General features: G+C 60.6%; 15 protein-coding genes and 1 pseudogene. 9 read left to right on the top strand and 7 right to left on the bottom strand.

The features are described 5' to 3' along the window. Positions 1-316: 316 nt before the first annotated feature. Together ABIA40_RS23950 and ABIA40_RS23955 are read left to right on the top strand one after the other, a co-directional pair. Positions 317-4,225 (top strand): RHS repeat protein, encoded by a 3,909-nt coding sequence (locus tag ABIA40_RS23950; RefSeq protein WP_404543479.1) that lies wholly within the window; start codon positions 317-319, stop codon positions 4,223-4,225. A gap of 224 nt (positions 4,226-4,449) precedes the next feature. Continuing rightward, complete coding sequence (locus ABIA40_RS23955) at positions 4,450-5,574, top strand: acyltransferase family protein (protein WP_404543480.1); 1,125 nt, start codon at positions 4,450-4,452, stop codon at positions 5,572-5,574. A 25-nt stretch (positions 5,575-5,599) separates the two neighbouring features. Here ABIA40_RS23955 and ABIA40_RS23960 read toward each other — a convergent pair whose 3' ends face one another. Beyond that, a complete protein-coding gene (locus ABIA40_RS23960) occupies positions 5,600-7,081 on the bottom strand; it encodes a lipopolysaccharide biosynthesis protein (protein ID WP_404543482.1) in 1,482 nt (493 codons plus the stop codon). A 109-nt stretch (positions 7,082-7,190) separates the two neighbouring features. On the opposite strand from ABIA40_RS23960, the gene ABIA40_RS23965 reads away from it, so the two are divergent. Both ABIA40_RS23965 and ABIA40_RS23970 read left to right on the top strand, forming a co-directional pair. Continuing rightward, positions 7,191-8,024: a polysaccharide pyruvyl transferase family protein gene (locus ABIA40_RS23965; protein WP_271538494.1), complete on the top strand. Its 834-nt coding sequence runs from the start codon at positions 7,191-7,193 to the stop codon at positions 8,022-8,024. Position 8,025: 1 nt separating this feature from the next. Further along, positions 8,026-9,141, top strand: a complete 1,116-nt coding sequence (locus tag ABIA40_RS23970; protein WP_157286758.1) for a glycosyltransferase family 4 protein — start codon at positions 8,026-8,028, stop codon at positions 9,139-9,141. 17 nt (positions 9,142-9,158) lie between these two features. Here the strand turns inward: ABIA40_RS23970 and ABIA40_RS23975 are convergent, their stop codons facing one another. The 4 genes from ABIA40_RS23975 to ABIA40_RS23990 are packed head-to-tail and all read right to left on the bottom strand — an operon-like array spanning position 9,159 to position 13,919. Next, entirely contained in the window at positions 9,159-10,250 is a 1,092-nt protein-coding gene (locus ABIA40_RS23975; RefSeq protein WP_370129458.1) for an acyltransferase family protein, read from the bottom strand. Next, positions 10,247-11,353 (bottom strand): acyltransferase family protein, encoded by a 1,107-nt coding sequence (locus tag ABIA40_RS23980; RefSeq protein WP_370129456.1) that lies wholly within the window; start codon positions 11,351-11,353, stop codon positions 10,247-10,249. Before ABIA40_RS23980 ends, ABIA40_RS23975 begins: the two co-directional genes overlap by 4 nt. A 9-nt stretch (positions 11,354-11,362) precedes the next feature. Then, the gene (locus ABIA40_RS23985) at positions 11,363-12,700 is read right to left on the bottom strand and encodes a hypothetical protein (protein WP_157286760.1); all 1,338 of its coding nucleotides are present in this window, start codon (positions 12,698-12,700) and stop codon (positions 11,363-11,365) included. Positions 12,701-12,707: 7 nt separating this feature from the next. Further along, positions 12,708-13,919 (bottom strand): acyltransferase family protein, encoded by a 1,212-nt coding sequence (locus ABIA40_RS23990; protein ID WP_370129454.1) that lies wholly within the window; start codon positions 13,917-13,919, stop codon positions 12,708-12,710. A 484-nt stretch (positions 13,920-14,403) separates the two neighbouring features. On the opposite strand from ABIA40_RS23990, the gene ABIA40_RS23995 reads away from it, so the two are divergent. The 4 genes and pseudogenes from ABIA40_RS23995 (at position 14,404) to ABIA40_RS24010 (ending at position 18,024) form a co-directional block, all read left to right on the top strand. After that, positions 14,404-15,078 (top strand): hypothetical protein, encoded by a 675-nt coding sequence (locus ABIA40_RS23995; RefSeq protein ID WP_246732458.1) that lies wholly within the window; start codon positions 14,404-14,406, stop codon positions 15,076-15,078. 31 nt (positions 15,079-15,109) lie between these two features. Further along, positions 15,110-16,444 (top strand): annotated as a pseudogene (locus ABIA40_RS24000) (GumC family protein); the annotation flags it as partial. Positions 16,445-16,793: 349 nt separating this feature from the next. Beyond that, a complete protein-coding gene (locus ABIA40_RS24005; protein WP_404546337.1) occupies positions 16,794-17,342 on the top strand; it encodes a CpsD/CapB family tyrosine-protein kinase in 549 nt (182 codons plus the stop codon). A gap of 394 nt (positions 17,343-17,736) precedes the next feature. Then, the gene (locus ABIA40_RS24010; protein ID WP_036013954.1) at positions 17,737-18,024 is read left to right on the top strand and encodes a hypothetical protein; all 288 of its coding nucleotides are present in this window, start codon (positions 17,737-17,739) and stop codon (positions 18,022-18,024) included. A 134-nt stretch (positions 18,025-18,158) separates the two neighbouring features. Here the strand turns inward: ABIA40_RS24010 and ABIA40_RS24015 are convergent, their stop codons facing one another. Further along, on the bottom strand, positions 18,159-19,589 hold the full coding sequence (locus tag ABIA40_RS24015; RefSeq protein WP_370129450.1) for an undecaprenyl-phosphate glucose phosphotransferase: 1,431 nt from the start codon (positions 19,587-19,589) through the stop codon (positions 18,159-18,161). A gap of 611 nt (positions 19,590-20,200) precedes the next feature. Here ABIA40_RS24015 and ABIA40_RS24020 point away from each other — a divergent pair. Continuing rightward, entirely contained in the window at positions 20,201-20,938 is a 738-nt protein-coding gene (locus tag ABIA40_RS24020; RefSeq protein ID WP_081492935.1) for a metallophosphoesterase, read from the top strand. A gap of 66 nt (positions 20,939-21,004) precedes the next feature. Here the strand turns inward: ABIA40_RS24020 and ABIA40_RS24025 are convergent, their stop codons facing one another. Then, the gene (locus ABIA40_RS24025) at positions 21,005-21,283 is read right to left on the bottom strand and encodes a hypothetical protein (RefSeq protein WP_404543485.1); all 279 of its coding nucleotides are present in this window, start codon (positions 21,281-21,283) and stop codon (positions 21,005-21,007) included. Positions 21,284-21,668 lie beyond the last annotated feature (385 nt).

Genomic DNA, 21,668 nt, shown 5'->3' on the forward strand with positions numbered 1-21,668 from the left:
AGACGAAGAGTCGCACCCCAGCGCCGCGTTCGTATGACACGCTCTCAAGCCGAAGCATTGGATCGAACTCGCACCGCCTGCGCATATATTTAGCAGCGTGAATCGTGGAAATCTTGAAAGCGCCTTTCTCACGCCATCCTGCACGGGCATCGCATCAGCATTCTGCTGCAACACGAGTCGAGCTGTTCCTGCGCAAGGAACCGCATTTCACTCGCGATTTGTAGCTTCGATTTTTATCTGAAATTCACACTCGACAGAGAAGCTTCGACGCAAATCCCTGCGAGCAATTTCGTTCGCGCTCAAACTCGAGTTTGCAATGTCTGATCAAACCATCCTGTCCGCCAGCGGCTTCATCAACTCCATCGGCGTCAATACGCACGCCGGTTTCGGATGGACCGGCTACAACAACCTCGCGCTGATGGCCGACAGCCTCGAATATATCGGCGTCACCCATCTCCGCGACGCGATGGGGACGAGCCCCGCTGCGCAACCGGTGGTCGAGGGCCTCGCCGCGGCCGGTTACAAGTTCGACTTCTTGGTCTCCTCCGCCCTGCCGCAGACGGGGACGGCCGGACTTCAGAAGTACATCGCCTCGCTCGAGAAGTTCGCGGCGACCCACGCGGGCAGCATCATCGCCATCGAGGGTCTCAACGAGGCCAATCACCAGCCCTTCAGCTACAATGGCAGCTCCAGCCTCTCGGCCGCGGCTCAGTTCCAGAGCGCGCTCTATCAGGCCGTCAATTCCAACGCGGCGCTCGCCAGCATCCCCGTCTACAATCTGTCATTGGCCTACAACGATCCGCAAGGCTACAGCCAGCTCGGCAACATGTCGGGCTCGGTCGACTATGCCAACGCCCACGCCTATGTCAGCACCGGCCTCAATCCGAGCAACTCCATTGCGGCGACGCTGAGCGCCGTCATGGGCGCGGCACCGGGAAAGCCCGTCGTCATCACGGAAACCGGTTATACCACGCAAAACAATACCCAGTATCTCGGCGTCAACGAGACGGTGCAGGCCAAATCGATCCTGAACACGCTGGTCGTCGCCTACAAGGCCGGCGCGAGCGCGACTTACCTCTACGAGCTGTTCGACCGCGACTCGTCTGCCGCCAACACCAATCCCGAAGCCAATTTCGGCCTGTTCAACTCCGACGGCACGCCCAAGCTCGCCGCGACGGCGATTCACAACCTGACGACCATCCTGGCCGACGACGGCAAGGGCGGCCTGCAGCCGACTGACCCATTGAACTACACCCTGAGCAACATGCCGGCCACAGGCAACAGCATGGTGCTCGGCAAGAGCAATGGCGCCTACGAACTCGTCGTCTGGGCCGAGCCGAAGCTCTGGAACGATGCCACCGATACCGAGCTGTCCAATGCGGCCCAGACGGTGACGGTGAACCTCGGCGCCGTCCATCATACCGTGAAGGTGTACGACACGCTGACCGGCACCACAGCGATCGCCAGCTACACCGACGTCAGCACCATCACCATTCCGGTCAGCGATCACCCTGTGATCATCGAGATCGACGCGCCCCCGACTACGCCGCCCGCCCCGGACACAAGGACCAGCGTTACCGGAACGGCTGCGGAGATCGTGCCGCAACTGTCCGATCTGAGCGACTCGACGGCGCTGCAGACAATCACCCTGACCGACTCCCACGTCCTGCAGGTCGCGTCGAAGGCGACCATGGACTACATGATCGCCCATTACGGCAACGCGCTCTCGAAGATCCAGGGCGGATATTCGTTCTCGGTGACGAACTCGGCGGCGACCTGGACCAGCACGAGGACTTACGATTCGAGCGGCAAGCTGCTCTCGAAATCCGACACCGGCCTCAATTCAAGCGGGCAGCCGACCTCGACCACCATCGTCCACAGCGACGGCTCCAAAGACGTGATCAGCTACACCGGCGGCGTGCAGACGAAATTCGTTCATGTCGGAACCGACGCAACCCGGACAACCGACACCTACAACACGGCCGGCACCCTGCTGAGCGAAGTCGTCCAGAAGTCCGACGGCTATTACTCCACCACGCTCTACACGAACGGCGTGAAGACAGCCGCCTATGTCAAGAACGCGGACCGCTCGCAGGACAACTATACCTACAACATCACGGGCAAGAGCTTCACCACCCAGGTGCAGCACCTCGACGCCTCCGGGAAGGTCACCTCGGTGATCCGCAGCCACGCCGACGGCACGCTGGACTCGACCCAGGTCTACAATAGTGACGGCAGCAGCGTGATCACGCTGTACAGCGCTACGGGAGTGAAACTGATCGAGACCGCCTACCATGCCGATCGCAGCAAGGATGTCTGGACGTACAACATCAAGGGCCAGAACTATACGACCCAGCACGACGTTTACGATTCGACCGGATTCCTCACGACCCTGACGCGCCTGCATGCCGACGGCAGCCTGGCCTTCGAGCTGATGCAGACCGCCGACGGCACCAAGACGACCAACTGGTACAATGCCGCCGGCAGCCTCACCAGCGAGGTGGTCCAAAAGGCCGACGGCTTCACCTCGACAACCCTCTACAGCAACGGCGTCAAGACTAAAGCCTATATCAAGAACGCCGACGGCAGCCTGGACAACTATGCCTTCGGCATCACCGGCCAGAGCTACACCACGCTGATCCAGCACATCGATCCGTCCGGCAAGGTCACGTCCGTCACCCGCAAGCACGCGGATGGCACGCTCGACTATACCCAGGTCGTCAACAACGACGGGAGCAGCGTCGTCACCATCTATGACTCGACGGGAGTACGGACGAAGCAATCCGAGTACCACGCTGATGGCAGCAAGGACGTCTTCCTCTACAACATCACCGGCCAGAACTACACGACCGAACACAATGTCTACGATGCAACCGGCTTCCTCACGACGCTGATCCGGAAGCACGCGGACGGCAGCATGGCGTTCAAGCTGGTGCAGAGCAAGGACGGGACCAAGACGACGGACTGGTACGATGCCAAGGGGGTCCTCACCAGCGAGGTGATCACGAAGGCCGACGGTTACAGCTCGACAACGGTCTATACCAACGGCCTGAAAACTGCGGCCTACATCACCAATGCCGACCTGAGCCAAGACAATTACACCTACAACATCACCGGCCAGAGCTATGCCACGCAGCACCAGCATCTCGATCCGACCGGCAAGACGACGGAGGTGACCCGCTGGCACGCCGACGGCACGCTCGACTATACCCAGGTCGTCGGCAGCGACGGTGGCAGCGTCGTGACCAATTACGACGCTTCAGGCCTCAAGAAGACACAAACCGACTATCACTCCGACGGCTCGAGGGATGTCTATCTCTTCAACGTCGTCGGTCAGAACTACACAAAAGAGCACGATACCTACGATACCACCGGTTTCCTTACGCACATCGTGCGGACCCACGCCGACGACAGCCTGGCATTCACCCTTGCGCAGAGCGCCGACGGCACCAAGACCTCGGGCTGGTATGACGCCAACGGAATTATCACCAGCGAGGTGACGACCAAGAGCGACGGCTACAGTTCCACCACGGTCTACACCGGCGGTATCAAGACCGCTGCCTATATCAAGAACGCCGACGGCACGTCGGACAACTGGAACTACAACATCACAGGCCAGTCCTACACGACGCAGCACCAGCACCTCGATGCCTCGGGCAAGATCGTCGAGATCACAAGGACCCACGCCGACGGCACTCTGGACTATACGCAAGTCATCAACAATGACGGCAGCAAGCTGACCGACATCTATAACAGCGCCGGCATCAAGACCCAGGAGATCGCCAGCCACGCCGACGGCTCGAGGGACGTCTTCCTGTTCAACTTCAACGGACAGGCCGGCGTCACGCAGCACGAGAGCTACAACACCGCCAAGGCGCTCGAGTTCATCGATCAGACCAAGTCCGATGGCACCCACAACGTCACGGCCGTCGCCAGCGGCGTGACGATCCAGGGCGGGGCCGGCAATGACGTGTTCTCGGCGGCGCCGAACTCGACGACCATCGCGTACGACCACGGCCAGGACCAGATCCTCAACTTCCAGGCCGGCAGCGGGACGACGCACGACACGATCGCGATCTCGAAACTGCTGGCGGAGGACTACAGCCAGCTCCAGATCACGCAGTCCGGCACGAACGCGCTCATCACTTTCTCGGCGACCGATTCGATCCTGCTGAAGAACGTCTACGTCTCCAGCCTGACCAGCCACGACTTCGTGTTCGTCTAAGCACGGCGAAATCTGCCCAAACGGGCGCCAACAGCGCTAAGGGAGCCGGGACCGTGCAGGGTCCCGGCTCTGTTCGTTTGTCGCCTGCCTCATCGATGAGCAGAGCTGACTCCCATTCGCAATTGGATAGGCCCCATGAATTCGGGCGGGCCGCCGCGCTTGCGAACTTGCGTCACAATTCGACTCTAGAAGGGAAACGAACCGCGCAAGGACTCCGAGGCCCGATGGAAGCCACTGAAGCAAGACGTTTTGTCGTTCTCGACTTCTACCGCTTCGTCGCCGCGCTCGGGGTCTTCATCTTCCACCTGAAGCTGATCGACAAGGGCATCTCACCGGCCTGGAACGGGTCCTATGGCCTGTTCGTGGACATGTTCTTCATCCTGTCCGGGTTCGTGATCTCCTATTCCTATCCTTCAAGCTCGACAGGCCTGCGCTCCTATGCGCGCTTTCTCGTCAGGCGGATCGCGCGAATCTACCCCTTGCATCTGCTCACCTTGTTGATATTCGCCGTGCTTGCTCTCATCGGCATATCCGGTCCGACCTCCCACGCGAGCTGGACTGATTTCCTTCAAAACCTCTTCCTCGTGCAGGCGTGGGGTATCACAGATCATCTCAGCTTCAACTCGCCGGCTTGGTCCATCAGCGCCGAGCTGTTCTGTTACCTATTATTCCCATTGTTCATGCTGCTGGCCGGGAGGATCTCGCCGCTGATGCTCGCGATCATCGTCGCGCTCTCTTACGGCATCCTTGCCCATGCTCACCTGCCGATCTGGCAGGAACGCTCACAGATGTACGGGGCAACTTTCGATTTCGGGATGTTACGGGCGCTTCCGAGCTTTCTGAACGGGATTCTCCTAACCGTCCTGTTCAGGCTCTCGAGCGACTATCGCAAGAAGCCGGTCGCATTCGCCGGAATAGCGCTGTTTGCCGTCTCGATCCTGGTTCTCAACTTCTTTGCCAAGCCCGACCTTGCAATCATACTGTTCTCTCTCGCGATCCTCGTCACAGCCACGGGAGAAAGCGCCTTCGCGCGGTTTCCCGGCTCCGATTGGCTCGGCCGCCTCGGCAACACGTCATATGCCATCTACATGGTGCACGAAGTGCTGTTGATCCTGCTCTTCAAGCCGGCCTGGCACTATTTCGGACTTCAGCCAAGCATGTTTCCGGTGTTTGCATTGGTCTGCTGCATCGTTCTGACCGTCGTTGCCGACGTGACATATCGCTACGTCGAAGATCCCGCTCGAAGATTGATCAACCGGCTTGCGCCTGGCGGGGCAAGATCAGCCCGCGTCCCGAAGCCCGAGCCGCTCGGTCTTGCCGAGGCCAGACAGGCGGCCAACGCAAGCTAGCTGGTGCGTGCAAGCCGAATTCTGGCTAGGTCTTAGACGATCGCCGCACACGACCCCAGACTTCCTGGCATATCCGCACCACGGCCGGCCGGGCGACCGCCATGACAACGGCAAGATAGACCGAAGAACCAAGCAGCACGAGCGCGGCGAGACGCAGCCATGGCGACGCGGCCGGCATGGTTACGGAGGCAGCAACGACTGCGCATGCCATCACCGCGGAGCCCGCAAGTGCGGGCATCAGCGCCGCGGCATAGGGCCTGATGCCGAGCGCCAAGATCCGCATCGAGGCTCCGGCGGATAGCGGATACAGCAACAAGGCGCGAACGACATAGCCGACAGCGATCGCGATAAGGCCAAATGGCGCAGCGAGGATGAAGATCGTTATGTTCGAAACCGCGTAGATCAGCGTCAGCCAAGTCTGCCAGTGCGGTTTGCCGAATGCCAGGATCACCGAGTGATTGTAGAGGCCGATCGTGGTCAAGAACCCGGTGATCGACATGATCGCGAGCAGAGGGGCGGCCTCGCCCCACTTGGATCCGAAGAAACCGACGATGAGATCCGGCGCCAGAGCCGCTATCCCCGCGAAAAGCGGGGCCGTCAGCAGTGACGTGTATTTGACGAAGTCGACCAGCGTCGAACGCGATGCTTCCCGGTCATGCTGGAGGCCAGCGATGGTCGAAAAGAACACGCGGTTCAACGCATTCCCGATCACGGTACTCACGGCGTTGACCAGGCGCTTGGCAAGGCTGTAGAAGCCCGCGCCGGCGGCGCCGGTATACCAAGTGACGAAAATCAGATCGGAATTGGCATTGGCAAAGTTCGTGATTCCCGTCAGTGCCACGTAGCGCGCATAACTCAGGAGATCGATGACAGCCTGCCGGCTGACCCGGAGCCGAGGGCGCCAGGGCGTCAGGATCCAAAGGCTGACCAGCGAGATCAACGAAGTCGAGACGAGCTGTCCGACCAGCGCAACGACCCCGTAACCCTGTATCGCCAGCGCGATCCCTACCGCCCCGCCGATAGAGATTGAAGAAAGCGAGCGGATGGCGAGGGATCGAAAGAGTTGATTGCGCGTCAGCCAGGCTTCGTGCGTCCGTGACAGGCCTTGCACAGCCACCACGATGCAAAATCCCTTGAGAACGATGGCAATATCCGAAAGACCCGAGAATCGTTCGATGGCGCCGCTCGAGGCGAACAGTGCGAGTGCTGCAAACAAGGAGAGGCCCGCGATGAGCCAAAACGAGGCAGTGTAATCCTCATCCTTCGGATCGGGACGCGCCTGGACGGCAATCGCGATGCTCTCGATCAGGACTGCCCTGCAGAACTCGAGCGCCAGCGCTCCCGTTGCCACGATGCCGAGAATCTGCGGCGACAGCAGCCGCGCCATGATCATGTAGATTGCGAGCGTGAGCGCCTGCCCGACCGCGGAATCGAGCGCCGACCAAATGACGCCCGAAACGATCGAGCGCGGCTTGATAATCTCGTGGCGCAATTGGAAGCCTGTCACAATTCGGGGTTAGGTCGACAACCGTCGATGAGCCATTGGCTGCTATGGTCCAATAGTCGCCTTGTTTACGAGGACACTACGGCAAGAAAGCAGCTACATCCGAGGCAGCATGAATTTTCGAGGCAATCTACGACGGCTGATCAACGAGGTCGGCTGCGACTTTATTCATCAACTGCCCTATCCGCACGTGGACTTGTTCTTCTGGCGTCCCGACGACGGAACGATCAATTTCGGTGATCATCTTTCGATCGTTGTCGTTGACCATCTCTTGCGGCAATTCGGCTATACGCTCGCCGATGAGGTGCCGCGGCAAGCGCGCTTGTTCGCGATCGGCTCCGTGCTCCACTACGCGCGAAATGGCGATGTGATCTGGGGAAGCGGCGTAAACGGACGCCCCGGCCAAGGTGACCTCAACCACCGCGTGCAGAATTTGGACGTGCGAGCGGTGCGCGGCCCCCGTACCCGGGAAGTTCTGCAGCGCCGGGGCATCGCGGTTCCCGAAGTGTTCGGAGATCCGGCGTTGCTACTTCCTCAGCTGTTTCCAAATCGTTTTCGCCCTACTGCCAAGAAGCCGTGGGTGTTTGTTCCGAATTTGCACGATTTGAGTCTCGTCGACCCTGGCGCCGATACGGTGGTCTCACCGCTGGGATCCTGGAACCGGCGAATTGACGCCATTCTCGAAGCTGAACTGGTTCTGGCCAGCTCGCTCCACGGCATCATCGTCGCCGAGGCATTCGGGATACCGGCTCGATACGTACGGCTGAGCAGCGGAGAGGCCGAGTTCAAGTATCATGACTATTATGAGGGCACCGGCCGGTTCGCCGTCGAGTTTGCGACGAGTATTGACGAAGGTCGCGAGATGGGGGGAGCTGCGCGCCTCAACTTTGATCATCGTGCCTTGATGAGTGCATTCCCGATCGACCTCTGGAGCGGAAAGAACTAACATGGCCAAGCGCCTCCGCGTGGCCATCTACGCGCCGCATTTTGCGGAATATTCCTACCGCCTCGCATCGGGATTGGCGCATCATTGCGACGTTCGGCTTGTGCTCAACCGCAAAGACGCGAACCAGCAATGGGAGCTTGCCGATATCGCCGTGACGGCGCCGTTCGAGACACGGATTCGCGACCTCAGTCTGCGGCGCGGCGGCGCAATCGGCATCCCTGCCTCGTTCATCGACATAATTTCCTTCCGCCCGGACGTGATCCATTGTCACGAAGTTCCCGAGATCTACACGTCCAAGCTGATTCAGCTCCTGCGTCCGCTCGGCATTCCCTTGGTACTGACCGTTCACGATGCTATCCCGCACTCGGAGGGCGGCTCCGGCACCTCGCCCCGTGAAGATGCCTGGCGCGGGCGCATGCGTGCGGCCGCCTCGATCGTCACGACGCACGGCGAGAGCTGCATTGCCGATTTTCATCGCGCCTCGCCCGACTTCAAGGGCGAGACGGTTTCCAGCATGCACGGCGTGCTGATGGTTCCGCCGGACAAAAGCTCGTTCACCGAGCCCGAATCCGGACGCATCCTGTTTTTTGGACGGATGTGGGCTTACAAGGGCCTCGACGTCTTCATCGACGCGATCGACATGTTGGCCCAGCGCGGCGTCACGCATGAAGCGATCGTCGCCGGGCGCGGCCCCGAGATGACACGGCTCGGCGCCCGGATGGAGGCAATGCCGACGGTCAAGACCATCAATGCCTACATTTCGCCTGCGGATACCGGACGTCTATTTCAATCTGCTACGGTGGTTGCCTTGCCCTACAAGGATGCATCACAAAGCGGGGTGCTCGCATCCGCCTATGGGAATGCGCGTCCCGTCGTCGCCAGCGCCACCGGTGGCATTCCCGACGTCGTGACGGACGGCGTCAATGGTCTCCTGGTTCCTCCCGGCGATGCCACTGCGCTCGCCGATGCACTCGAGCGCGTGCTGACGTCGAATTCACTCGCCGCAACGTTGGCTGACGGCGCGCGGCAGACCGCGGCCGGCCCTCTGAACTGGGACCACATTGCCGAACGGTTGCTTGGATCCTATCACAGGCTCGCCGGTCGTACCGTGAAGTGAGCGCGACACGCGCTCTCTCAAGCCGATTGCCCCACTTTCAGCGGTCGAAAGAACGTGCTGCGGAACGCGCCGTCCAGCAAGCGCCTCAGCCGGACCTCGATCAGTTCATAGCTGATCGCACTTGCAGCCAATGACATCACCAGCCCAAGTCCGATGAAAGCCGCCCATAGCAGCCAGCGGTCGACGCCGGCGGCAACCAGCTTCAGGCCAACCACTTGCAAGGGGAAGAGCACGAAGGGGTGCACGAGATAGAGGCTGTAGCTGATCTTGCCGATATATTGGAGCGCCGGCGTGCTCAGGGCCTTCCCGAGGCCTGATTCCGGAGCGAGCACCATGGCGAACAGCAGAAATCCGGGAATGAGGCCCACGAACGGATGAAACAGCACCAGGCTCGCATACAGCGCGGCCCCGCAGACGAGCCCTGCGACCAGACCGAGCCGTCCGGGAATGGAAATGCGAAATCCCGTCGCGCTGAACAGCATCCCGATGCAGAAGAACGCGGTGATAGGCCAGCGCATCAGGCAGGCCACGCCCAGCAGGATCAGAGGCGCAGCCAGCAGCCTGCCGCCGGCGCGCCACATCGAGAATGTCAGCGCAAACCAGATGTAGAACGCCCACTCATAGGTCAGCGTCCAGGCATTCTGCTGGGCAATGGGCAGGCCGAGCGCGTCCTGCACGAAGAACAGGTTGGCCGCAAAGATCCCGAGATAGCTGGTGAGATCGATCCCGCGGAAGAATTTGTAGGCCACGATCGGCCCGATCGCGAACAGCGCAAGATGCAGCACGACGAACACCGGCATGATGCGCAGGACGCGGTCGAAGAAGAACCGCGAAAGCGAGCCGTGGCGTATCAGACTCGCCGGAATCAGGAAGCCGCTGATCATGAAGAACAGCTCGACACCGTGCCCGCCGACATTGATCACCGACTGCAGCCAGGGCCAGAGCGGCGGCAGAAAACCGGGATTTGGGATGTCGTACATGCCTGCCTTCGGCATGTCGTAGAAATGATCCATCAGCACGCTCAGCGCCGCGATGGCACGAAGGCCCTGGACCGAAGGAAGGAACGATCCATCATAGGCGGCGCCCGGCTGGTGAGGTGCATTGATCACTCTGCGGCACCCTGGGTGCTGAGCACTGGCTCGAGGACGACAGGCTTTCTTCGCGCGGAGCGGAATCTTTGCCCGAAGGAAATGCTGGGCTTCTCGATGAACGTGTATGTCATCCAACTGACGAGGATCGACAATGCCAGGATGACGACCAGGAAGATCGACCATCCGAAGGGTCCGTCGCCGAACCATACCAGGCGATGGACGTAGACAATCGCGAACGGCGACATCAGATAGACCGAATAGCTGATCACGCCGACGAATGCCATCGGGCGCCAGGCCATCCGTTCGCCGAACACGGCAAAGCCGATGAAGACAACCGCCGCGCAGATATAGGCCGATCCGATCGAATAACTGTAGAAGAAATTCTCCTGATACACGCCACCGAACCGGCGGTCGGATAGGGTGGCGGCGAAGACCGCATATAGAAGCGTGCAGACGGTCACATGCGTCCACCGCAGCTTGCCGCCAATGACGGTGTCGCGGATGATCTTGCCCAGGAACATCGCCGACAGGTTCAAGCCGACCTCCATCACCGAGGAGACTGCCCTGCTCTCAATGAAAAGTGCAGCTGTGGTTCCCACCAGCGCGGCGGCAACGACGATGGTCACCGCCGTGAAGCGCCGGTTGAGCAGCCCCATCGCAAAGAGAATGGTGCATCCGACGTAGAACAAAAGTTCGATCGCCAGCGTCCAATAGAACACCCAGAGATTCGGGACGTTCACGAAAGTCTGCAACATCGTCACGTTAGCGGCGATCTGCCCCAGCGGAAAACTCTTCGAATCCAGCAGCTGCACCGACACGAGCCCGACAACGATCGAAGTCCAATAAGCCGGATAGAGCCGGAAGAAGCGGCTGATCGTAAAATCCCGCACAGGCGTGGCGCTGTCCGGGAAGCTGAACGGAATGACGAAGCCGCTCACGAAGAAGAACAACACGACGCCGAACCGGCCAAAGTTCATGTAGTAGCCGAATATGTCGTGGAGGGGCCCGTAATAAACACCCGTCGGGTGCTTTTCCAGGATGACCTCGAACACGTGCTGGACCAGGACGGCCAGCACGGCAATGCCGCGCAGCGTGTCGATGAATGCGAGCCGTTTATGCATAGTTCGTTCTCACCTGCTTCCGCTCGCCGCCGGTGCATCCGGGCGGAAGCCTTCTAATGACGGCATCGGTGGCCGTACGATGATTGGCACGGCGTCGCCCGCCCGCGCGGTGGCCGCGCGCCGCGAGAACACCTCGCTGAAGCTCAACGCGATGATCAGCAGGCCGGACGCCGGGCCGTAGTTCAGAACGGTGATCGTGAACAAGTTGACGACGAAGATCAGCGTCAGCTTGTAGACGTCGGTCGTGCCGAACGTCGCCCGGAATACCATCACCATGAATGCGACGAACGGGAGTCCGAACATCAGATACGTGCCGATGTAGAAATTGTCGACGGGAACCCAGAAGGGCGCGAGCGGCGAGAACAGCTTCTGCGGATAGTTGAAGCAGCCCACGCCACAGCCGGTCACGAGACCAACGGGCATGAGCTGGCTCAGGTAGACGAACGGCAGTTGCCAGCTGTTGTTGATGCGGTCGACGATGCTGAACAGGGTCGTGTGCGGCACCGCGGCGGTACCCGAAGCGAGCACGATCATGAAGAACGGCACCAGGATCGCGGCAAACGACCACAATGCAATGTTTCGTATCGCGGAGAAGCGCGACTTCTCCGGGAGCATCCGCACGAACACCAGCAGAATCAAGTAGAGCACGAGGACGATCATGGTCGTCTTGCTGGTCGTCAGACGGATGATGTAGACCGCAAGAGAGCCGTACAGAAGGCACCAAATCGTGCTCTTACGGATCGACGTAATTGCGAAGGACACGAGTATGAAGAAGGCCGCCATGGTACTTTCGGCAGCAAAGCCCGTGAGACGCTGATCGTCACCGCCATAGGCCCACCATAAGCGACCCGCCTCACGAACGGCGCCGAAGGACTCATATTTGTATCCGACCCAGGGCATGAAGTAGAATTTCGTCAGCAGCACGCCGATCAGCGAGAGGTAGAACGTCGCGGCGATGACCGACAGCAACTTCTTGTAGGAGCCCAGACTGGTGTCGCAGAAACAAAATCCGACGAACACCGGGAGCATCATCTTAAACGACGACATCGCCGCGTTGACCGTCCCCAGCATGAAGTAGCCGAGCACCAGCGACAGCATGATCTGCACGAGGACAACTGCAGCCATGATACTGCGATTGCGCAAGATGCAATGCACGACGAACTGGACCAGGCACAGAAGCGCAATGCCATCCGGCACGAACCAAAGCGCGTCCAAATGCATGATGCTGGTGTAGTACCGCATCATACCGCCGAAGGCATCCCGGACCAGATAGGCTGCGAGCGCGATCGCCTCGATATTGAGGCTGATCAGCATCATCCTGCGGGGTTGCAGCGCGAAGGTGCTCATGCGCGGCTCAGTTGCTCAGCCGCGCCGATTGGGCGGGGGATGGCGCAAAATCCGGGGGGCTTCCGAATGCATTTCGCAGGAGCCTGCCGCCGGGAATTTCGACATAGAGATAGGTGAGGTGCGAAACCGCGAGCACGGCGGCCAGTGAAACGACGAGATTCAGCGTCGCCGGCAGGCCTGCCCAGATCGAATCCAGGGCGGCGATTCGCCCCGCCCCCACGCCCCGCACGAAGTATTCAGCCAGCAGCACCACGAGCGCGTGCACCATATAGATCGAGTACGAACGACGTCCCAACCAGATCAGCGGCTTGGCCACCAGGATCCGCGGCACCAGCCGCGCATCCGGAAAGGCCAGCAGGCTGCCGAGGAAGATCGCGAACATCACTGGCGCGAGGAAGGTCGCGGCAGGATTGGCCTCCGCCAGGGACACCAGGACGATGCTCGCGATCATGGCGACGAATTGCAATGCGCCCTGCACGGCAGGCCCCGGCTTGGCCGGCAGGCGATCGACGATCCTCACCATCAAGACGCCCAGGAAAAAGCCGACGAAGCAGCGTAGCAAGCCGAAATCCGTCTGAAGCTCGATGCTCTTCTTTTCGAGCACGAAGATGATGAAGACGAGACTTCCGACCGCGAGCAGCCCGGAGAGGACATAGAACCACGCCAGCGAGCGCATGCGCAGGGCAATGAGAACGATCAGACCAAACACCAGGTAGGTGTAGAACTCAACGCTGATGCTCCAGCTCGGCGCATTCCAGCTGAGATAGTCGATGAACCCCATCGAGTGGAGAAGCAGGACGTTGAGGCCGAAGGAATAGGCATTGTTCACTTCGAACGCCGCAGGAGCGGCGACGACCACCCCCGCCATGACCAGGCCGATGCGCAGCAGGCGAAAGACGAGGTTTGCCAGCAGCATGACGATATGCAGCGGGTAGACTCGCGCCAGGCGCCGTACCATAAATTCGCGCAGCGAGAAGCGCGTGAAGTCGTTCTCGACATAGCTGAGCGCCATGACCATTCCGCTGAGAACGAAGAACAGATCGACCAGCAGCCATGCACTCCTGAAGAAGGAGCAGTTGATCCAGGCGTTGTGCGGGAATGCCGCGAGAAAGGTTGGCATCAGCAGCAGATGGTGGATCACCACGGAAGTCGCGGCGATCCCCCGGATGCTGTCGAGCGGCAGGACGTGCGCCTTCTCACGATGAACCAACTCCGTCACATCAACATTCCGTAGCTGTTGCACCGCAGCAGTGTGTATCAGGTCTCAACGCGTGATCAATCTCTGCAATCACGGAGCCGCATTCGATGCATGACGACCGACAATAATTTCAAAGCTTGCAGATCATTCGGACATGCGAGCGCCAAGTTCATGCCACTTTTCATCCGACGTGCGCCTGCTTCGGCGCGCAAGCCAATCGGCATTGGGATGATTGCGAGTATTTGCGCGCAAAGTGTGCGCGAAATTCGGCACTGTTGCGATCGAGGTCCTTGCAGCACATTGATTGCTGCGTGCCAATGTCGCACGAAAAATTCTTTCGCCAACGGGGAACAATAACGCGCGTCGTGACTTGTGTCGGCTTTGCGACGAGCGGCTGCGCGAGTGCCCGATATGTTTTCAGGTTGCAACATTCATGGGCGTGATTTGCCGATCTCGCAGGCATTGTAGAGCTTGTTTTTGCAACCGGCGAACAAGCGAGCTTGGGTTGTTTTGTCGCCAGCTTTGCACCAGCTTTTGCGTCGCACAAAAAGATGACACAGTTACCTGTCAAGTTTCACCTGTTCTCCTATTGCAACAGAAGCAAGGAACACGGATGGGCCGCGGACTAATACGTCGTCATGCGCAGCCGCGATGGCTAGCGATTGTCTTGATTGGTTCTGCGCTGATCGTGTCGAGCGCCGGTGCTTGCCGCGCGCAGTGCGTCGAATTCTCGGACCGCGCCTCGCAACTCGAACTCGACACCTTCGTGAAGTCGCCGTCCTCGCTCCTCGAGCGGTTGCGCAATGACAAGGAGAAGTTGCGGTATTGGCTCGCGCGCTACGTCGCGACGAATCCGTCGGTCCTGCCGTCCGTCCAGACGCTCATCTCGGCGTCGGCTTCAGCCGATCGCTCGTCCATCGGCGCTGCGCTGCGCCTTGCCGAAGCACGTTGCACGTCGACCAAGCCGGACGCCGCGCGCAAGATCAGGGATTTCGTGCAGCGGATCGGCGATCTCAACGTGCAGGCCGGTTATTCCGGCGCCGGAGAGGACAGCTCCGGCGTCCAGGCCCAATCGCAAATCAAGACCTCGCCGCAGCCGGGCCGCGGCGGCGCCCTGCTCGAGGGCGAGTGGAGGACCAAGCTGGCCAATCCATTCAAGCCCGTCCCCCTTCCGAATTGATCCATGATCGTCAAAGGCAGCGAATTAGCACATGTACCAGCCTAGGGAACATTTCCAGTCGGGGCACCGATTCGGCATCGAATTCGGCGGGGCGGTCCTCAGCTTCGAGCGCGTGGCCGACGTCCTTCGCCGCCAATGGCCAATCATCGCGGTCTGTACGGGAGCTTCGCTGGCCCTGGTGATCGTCTACCTGGCCATGGCGCAGCCCATGTATACGGCAAATGCCCGCATCATGATGGATACGCGGCAGACGCAAGTTCTGGACAAGGACAGCAACGCCAGCAGCGCCCTGATCGACACGGGCTACGTCGACAGCCAGGTGGAGATCATCAACTCGGACGACCTCATTCTGTCCGTCGTCCGCCGCCTGAAGCTGACAGAAGACCCGGAGTTCAACGGCTCCAATCCCGGCCTGCTCTCTATCATCATCGGCAAGCTGACATCGCTATTCGGCTCCGGCGAACCAGCAAGCCAGGAGCGAATCGAACATGCGGTCGTCCAGCAGGTTCAGAAGAATCTGCGTACGGAGCGCGTGCTGACGACATATGTCCTGTCGCTGAGCTATAAAGCGCGGAGCCCCGACAAAGCCGCCAAGATCGCCAACGCGATCGCCAGTGCCTATCTCGTCGGCGCCCTGGAGGCCAAATATCAGTCCACCAAGCGGGCCACCGAATGGCTGCAGCAGCGCAGCCTCGAGCTGAGCGAGCAGGCATCGGCCAGCGATCGCGCCGTCCAGACCTTCAAGGCCGAGAACAACATCGTCGGAACCAGCCGCGGCCTGATGTCCGAGCAGCAATTGTCCGACCTCAACACGCAGCTAGTTCAGGCGCGGGCTGCGACCGCCGAAGCCAAGGCCCGGCTTGACCGGATCGACACGATTTCCGATCAGGATGTTGCGCAGTCGACCGTGACGGATGCCCTCAACAACTCGGTGATCACCCGTCTGCGCGCTCAATATCTCGACCTCCAGGCGCAATATGCCGACTGGTCCAGGCGCTACGGCAAGTCCCACCTTGCGGCGGTCAATCTGGCCAACAAGATGGAGGAGCTGCGCAAGAACATTGCTGACGAGCTGCGTCGGATCGCAGACGCCTATCGCAGCGACTATGAGATCGCGAAGAGCCGGGAGGCCTCGCTCGAGAAGAACGTAAAGGACCTCGTCGCCCAGGCCGGCAACAAGGGCCAGGCTGAGGTCAAGCTGCGCGATCTCGAAAGTGCCGCCGACACCTACCGCAATCTCTACAACAACTTCCTGGAAAAGCTGCAGAGCGCGACGCAGAACCAGAGCTTTCCCCTCAGCGAGGCCCGCCTCATCAGCACCGCCACCAAGCCGGACCGCAAGAGCTCGCCCCGGACGGTCCTCGCCCTCGTGGGCGGCCTGGTCGGCGGCCTCTGCCTCGGCTTCGGCGCGGCATTTGCGCGTGAACTGCTGAGCGACGTGCTGCGGACCCCCGGCGAGGTCGAGGATGAGCTCGGCGTGAAATGCCTCGGCGTGCTGCCGGACATACGTCCGCCGACGAAGGCCGGCGCGTTGCTCCCGACGTCAGCGAAGACCGGCTCTCCCGATCTCTCCCCGCTACGTCGTCGATCATCCGTTCTCACGCTTTGCCGAGACCTTGCGCAACATCAAGGTTTCGATCGACGTCGCGCGTCTGACCCGCGAGATCAAGGTGATCGGAATCGTCTCCTCGCTTCCAAAGGAGGGCAAGACGACGGTGGCCGCCAATTTCGCGCAGCTGATCGCCCTCACCGGGCATCGCACGGTTCTGATCGACGGCGATCTGCACACGCGCTCGCTGACGCGGGAGCTCGCGCCCAACGCCAAGACCGGCCTCGTGGAGGCTCTCAACGATCCCGCGAACCTCGGCTACCACGTGCAGCGAAGCAAGGAGACGGGACTGGATTTCCTGCCCTCCGTAGTGGCCTCGCGCATGGTCAATTCGGCCGACGTCATCGGATCCAAGGCAATGGCCGAGCTGCTCAAGGTGCTGAAGGAGCACTACGAGTACATCGTGATCGATCTCGCCCCGGTGATGCCGGTGGCCGATTCCAAGGCCGTCAGCTTCCTGATCGACGCCATGGTCTACGTCATCGAATGGGGCCAGACCACGCGAACCGCTCTGCAGGAGTCGGTTTCGGGTTCGGAAGTCCTCCAGAAGAAGCTGATCGGCGCCGTGCTCAACCGTGCGAACCCGAAGATGCTCAAGCGCATCGAGGCCTACAAGGGCAAGCACCACAACAGCTATTACGTCGAGCACGCCTAGGCGGAGGCGAGGCGCCGCTCCCACTGAACAACTGGAATGAGCTCGGGCCCGTTGCCAATTGGCAGCGGGCCTTATTCGTGCTTGGCGGTCGCTTGGATGGGCATCCCCTGCGCCCTCGCGCACGGACCGGAGATGCGGCAAGCGCTCCGGACCTGCTCGCGGGCTCCGTATTCGTCCGGAATCCACAACTTGCAGTTATTGCTCTAGCCAAAAGCAAGGATTGACGGATACGGTGGTCGCCGGGAAAATTGTGCCGGTGCCATCAGCTGTCAATATGACGAGACGATCCGAGCCTTGAGGCCTGAAAATGCCGAAACTTTAGGCATCTTTCTTTCTCGGTTCCCCGGGGCTAATCTCGGCTCATTACTCGCAGTTATTTTTCCGGTAGGCTCGGATGCTGATCGTCCTGACGATTTTGACTATTTGGGTCCTGCTCAACATTCTGTTCGTGTTGATCGTGGTCCCTCCACGCAAGCCGCTCCGCCACCCCATGGCGACGACGCTCTCACCCGCGCCCATCGACCCGAGCCGGCGCCAGATCGAGCAGGACGAGCCTTTCTCGATCCGCCATGTCATCGTCTCCGTCGCAATGGGAGCCTTCTTCGTGCTCGTGCCGCCGCTGCTCGCGCTGCGCGATGCGATCATGCGGCTCTTCCGCAGGCCGCCGCGAAATGGAACCTGAAACCCCGGGACGGAGGTTTCCGGCGATTGAGAGATCGAGCGGCTAAAGCGCGATGCGATTAGGACGAATCGCCATCGCGCCTTTAGGAGCATGATCTTTTCGGAGAACCGCTACGCACTGTTCCGGATCATGCTCTAGTAGGCCTCCTGGAACATCACTGCGGACGCGGTGCGGGCCATGATCTTCAGGTCGAGCCAGATGCTCCAATTGCTGACGTACCAGACGTCGTACTCGACCCGCTTTTCCATCAGATCAATCGTTGGCGTTTCGCCCCTGAATCCGTTCACCTGAGCCCAGCCCGTCAGGCCCGGCTTCATGTGATGGCGGTAGACATACTTGCTGATCAGCTCGTCGTAGTAATTGTCATGGGCGAGCGCGTGCGGACGCGGTCCCACCAGCGACATGTCCCCCCGTAGCACGTTCCAGAGCTGCGGCAGCTCGTCGATGCTGGTCATGCGCAGGAAGCGCCCGATCTTGGTGACGCGGGCATCCCCCTTGGTCGCCTGGGTCACCGTGTCGCCATTCTCGGCCACCGTCATGGTGCGGAACTTCCAGATCTCGAACGGCTTGCCGTTGAAGCCGCGGCGCGACTGCCGGAATATGACGCTTCCCGGCGAATCCAGCTTGATCAGCACGGCTACCGTCAGCAGCAGCGGCGTCAGCAGCACGAGCGCGAACAGAGCGACGCCGACGTCGAGACAGCGCTTCTGCAGCCGCTCGAGAATGGTGAGCGGCGGCCGCTGAATCTCGACCGCGACGGTTCCGCTGACCGGCAGGAACGGACGGGTCACGAGGTCGGCAACGGAATCGTCCGGCAGCAGGCGAATGGGCTGCGGAACGGCGCGCAAATACGGCCCGAGCTTGCGCAGCATCGGCAATTCGTTCCAGTCGATCGCGAGCAGATATTCGTCGACGTTGGCCGCGCGCGACTGACGGATGACGTCGCGAATCTGCCGCTCCCATTGGCCGTCATCCCGGTCCTCTCCGAGCACGAAATGGCGCATGACGTCGAAGCCGTTCCTGCGCAAATCCTTGAAGCGGCTCGAGGTGAAGTCGAGCGGCTTCAGGCTGAGCAGGATCACCTTGCGGTCGACCAGGCGGCTTCTCGCAAAGCTCGTGCCGAACACGGCCTGCCAGACGAAGCGCAGGCTGATCAGACCGAGCCCGCCGATCACGGCGAAGACGATGACGGTGCCGCGCGACAGATTGTCGGTCGATTTCAGCAGGAAGGCCGCAACGGCGAGGATCGTGAGCGACGTCAGCCAGATAAAGGCCGCCATTCGAAGCTGCCAAACCAGATTGAGCAGGCGGTGCGTGGAATAGACGTCCCGGAAATAGGCGATCCCGACGAACACCACGCCGACAAACAATCCGGCTCCCACCGATGCACCGTCGGGCGGCGATGCGACCACCACGCCATACAGCGAAGCTCCCGCCGCGTAGCTCAGCAGGATCAACAGAAAGTCAGCAGCGATGACGACGACCTGAAAGGGCCTCTGAAGCGCACTGCCGCGCGCAGATGACAGCGCATGAGCGCTTTCAGAACCGTAAGTTGCAACAGCCATTCGAACCTCTGCGTATAGAGAGTGCCTGACGCTCATCGTGATGCTGAAGACTCGTCAATTCCCCGCACGGAAAGTGTTGGTCGATCGCAGCGACATTGTGGCGCTGCACGCGAAACTTTTGCGGCGCACGGACGATGTGTCGCGTTGAGATGCGCGGCGAAATTCGATGCGCTGAAAATGTCGTCACAGTGCTGACATACGAGCGAACGAACTGCCCTATTTTGAATCAAGTTCCGCATCCGATGCGACGCTATCGTTGCACGGGCCGCTGTTCGCTCAAGTTTGAGGCGCTGCTTGCTGCCGACGAACGCAAACATCGGATCACTTGCGAGAATTTCCAGAGATTTCTATCTGCGGGTGTATGCGAGAATTTGCGACGAGTCATGCAGACTTGCCGCACACGCCGAGGCAGCGATGCAATTCCTACGGCCCCCTCTCGTTCCCGAAGTCCATCAAACAAGTCGGCAAAAAATGCCGTGCCCTTCTTTTGGCGTGATCGGCACCGACAACGAGCTGCGGCCCCACGGAACTCGCGTTGTTCGCGTTGGATGGACGCTCTCCGGTGCCGGTGACTTGGGGATATTTTTCCGACCACCCGATCGATGAGCGCCATGAAATCTTTTGCGCGATCCCACCCGTCGCTTCCCAAACCGCAATTGCCGGACGGCGTCCGCATTTACGCGATCTCTGATATTCACGGCTGCGCGCATCTGCTCGAGCCCATGCTGCGGGTGATCGACGCCGACGTTGCGCGCAGCCGGCCGCGCTATGCCGTCGAAGTCTTCATGGGTGACTACATCGATCGCGGCCCGGATACGCGGTCCACCCTCGACATCCTGGTCGAGCGGAGCCGCCGGGGAAATGCGGTCTTCCTCAAGGGCAACCACGAGGCCTTTCTGGTGAGGGTGTTCGAAGACCCTTCATTGTTCGAGGACTGGATCGCCTTCGGCGGGACCCAGACATTGATGTCCTACGGGCTTGCTCCGCCCGATCTCAGGCGCGACGAGCCGGCATCGATCCTGCGCGACTTGATTCGCGCCATGCCGACCGAGCATCTGGAATTCCTGGACAATCTGCGGCTGAGCTTCAGTTGCGGAGACTTCTTCTTCGTCCACGCCGGCGTTCGCCCGGGCGTGCCGCTCGCCGAGCAGACCGAGCGCGATCTGCTCTGGATTCGCGAGGAATTCCTGCAGAGCGAGGAGCAGTTCGGCAAATATATCGTCCACGGCCATACGCCGGTCCGCAGCGCCGAACTACTGGCCAACCGCGCCAATATCGACACCGGCGCCTATGCGACCGGCAACCTCACCCTGATGAGCATCCAGGGAAGCCGTATGCTCGCGGTGTGATGAGCTTCAGCCTCCTGCCACCGATGCCCGAGACCGTCTCAGGGAGGGGATGGACGTTCGCGATATCTAGTTGAGCAATTGCGGCTGCGCCGGCCGCGCACGCGTCTGGGCCATCCAGTCGCTCCAGGCTCGCTCGTGCTTGACGTAGAGCTCCACCCAACGTTCGCCAAGCCTGGCCTCTCGGACGCGCGCCGCCTCCCCGAGCAGCTCGGCGCCGGGACGGGTGTCCGGCTTGTCCAGCGCTTCGAACTCGATCGTTTCCGAGATCGTCAGACCGACAAGCACGCGCTGTCCGGCGCCGTCCACGATGTAGCGTCGCGGCGCATCCTTCTTGGGCTCACTCATGTCGTCATGTCCCATCGGGTTCAGTGTGAAGCTGGATACCGTCATCGAATGGGACGATGCCTAGAAGGCTCGCCGGGCGTGGCCGAACGTCGAGGTCGGAGCGGGCCGCGACGCCCGGCGCGAGGCGCTGCTGGATGAGCTCACGGCTCTTCGTTGGACGCGCCAGGCGCGTAGCGCGTATCCGAGAATGAGACCAGCGCCGAAAATGGAAGCAGAGACAAACGCAGTAGTCATGAGAGTCGTCCTGGGAGTCGTCCTGGATCGTGCGCGTCCTATCAAGAGTGAGCAGTGTGTCGACATCATGGTTCTCGAGGATTCACGAGCGCCGAAAAAATGTTCAAGGTTCGATCGCTTCCATGCATGCCGCGCGCGTGGCAAAGCTGCC

The organism is Bradyrhizobium sp. USDA 223, from assembly GCF_044909005.1.
Classification (GTDB): domain Bacteria; phylum Pseudomonadota; class Alphaproteobacteria; order Rhizobiales; family Xanthobacteraceae; genus Bradyrhizobium; species Bradyrhizobium yuanmingense.